We start from the raw sequence: 1,884 nt of genomic DNA, 5'->3' as shown, positions 1-1,884 counted from the left end.
CGTCAATGGTGCCTTTTTTTAGTGCGTCCTCTGCTGTTTCAGCATCAAGCCCGCCTACACCAACTATAACTCCATCCCAGTGGCGACGTACCAATTCATGCATGGTTATCCCTCTGGCAATCGGTTTGGTAAATTCCATTGTAGAAGGGTGAATCATTTTGACGCCTGTTTCTTTAAAAGCTTCAATAAACGTTTGAATCGCTGATTCAGGATCTTCCCACATGTAAGATGGCTGGTCAATTTTTAAAGCCGAGAAACGAATAAGGGTACGGTCTACTCCAACCGTATCAATGACTGCTGTTAGCACTTCCTTCATAAATGTCAGGCGTTGTTTTAAATCACCGCCGTACCGATCCGTCCTTTTATTGGAAGTGTCAGAGTTAAACTGGTCGATTAAGTAGCCGTGTGCACCATGAATTTCCACGCCGTCAAAGCCAGCTTCCATCGCATTTTTTGCAGCTTGCGCATATTGGTTGACTACTTCTGCAATATCTGTCTCTGTCATTTCCTCAGGAATATCAAAAGGTTTTCCGAATCTTGAAACCTTTCCTTCAGCAGCAAAAGGGGAAGGAGCCTGTGGTGGAAGTCCTCCTGCAATTTCGTGGTGGCTTGCACGGCCGACATGCCAGATTTGCGCAATAATGGTTCCGCCTTCAGCGTGTACAGCTTCGGTAACTTTTTTCCAACCATTAATTTGTTCTTGAGTGTAGAGCCCTGGAACGCCAGGATTACCCTTTGCTCTTGGTGAAATCACAACACCTTCTGTAATGATAAGTCCGATTCCATCTTGAGCTCGCTTTCGGTAATACTCTACGGTTAGGTCATTCACAACACCAGTTTTATCATCAGCAAACGACCGGGTCATAGGAGCCATTGCTGTTCTTGTTTTTAAGTCCCATGCACCAATTGTTACAGGTTCAAAAAGCTTAGTTTTTATTTGATTCATTTGAATTCCTCCTGTTAACCTCTTATTTATTGAGAAAGCTAACTTTTAGTAACCATTATGTGTAAGATTATATGAAAAGTGGTTAATTTTCAAATGATTCACTTCATCACTGGAGCCAATTGGTAAAATACAGTAATTAAAACCAATAAACAATCCATTCAGCTGTTACTAATTGGGATTTTAAAATTGGAGGGTGATGCTCCTAGCGCACATTATCCATTTCTTTGATTTGGACTGCCTCTTTTTTTAAACAAAAAAGCGACTCAAACGAGTCACTTTGTAAATTCGGTTATGACTTAGGCTAATCTTTAACACCCAAATTAATGGAAGTTTTGTACGGTCATTGTTTCGATTTTATATGTATAAACATTACTATTCCATATCGAATTCCGCTTGAATCTAGCCAAAAACACCCCTCTGAGTTATCTTCAAGACATAAGGAGTTTAACTCGTCACCATCGTATCGTCAAAACGTTTCTTTATAAAGCTTTCAGGCCCCTTAAATAATCGAGTTGAACAATAAAGTTTTTATGTCTAACTGTTTAGGCAAAAAAAAAGGTTTTTTTGATTCTCAACCCTGCTTGGTATTGAGTGATGCCAATATTCACTCTAAACCAGACAGCACGGCTACACTAACCGGGTCACTTGTTAAACGATCATGTAGTTATGCATCTGCCGCAGTAGTTTCTATAATCAGCAGCAAACAAAGGTAAATAAAAAATATTTTGGGATTTATGAAAAAGGGACGAAATGGAACATAGATATAAGGGAACACATCTAAAAAAATGTATTCCATTTATGCAACTATGATTAGGAGTGAATTATTATGAGCAATCTGGTAACTTTGACGATAGCTTCAGAAGCGTTTCTCTTGCTATCCTTCATCATGATTTTTTTATCAAGCAGGAATACGAAAAAAAATGTTCTAGTGGTCGTCC

General features: G+C 39.2%; 1 protein-coding gene. It reads right to left on the bottom strand.

Annotated elements, in window-relative coordinates:
* A partial coding sequence (locus AC1DUW_RS27330; protein ID WP_477643991.1) for an oxidoreductase occupies positions 1 to 946 on the bottom strand: 946 nt, incomplete at its 3' end.
* Positions 947 to 1,884: the final 938 nt, after the last annotated feature.

This window comes from Peribacillus sp. P4_C12 (assembly GCF_056402095.1).
Note: the sequence above shows the minus strand (reverse complement) of the source record. Positions and strands in the feature narration are given on the sequence as shown.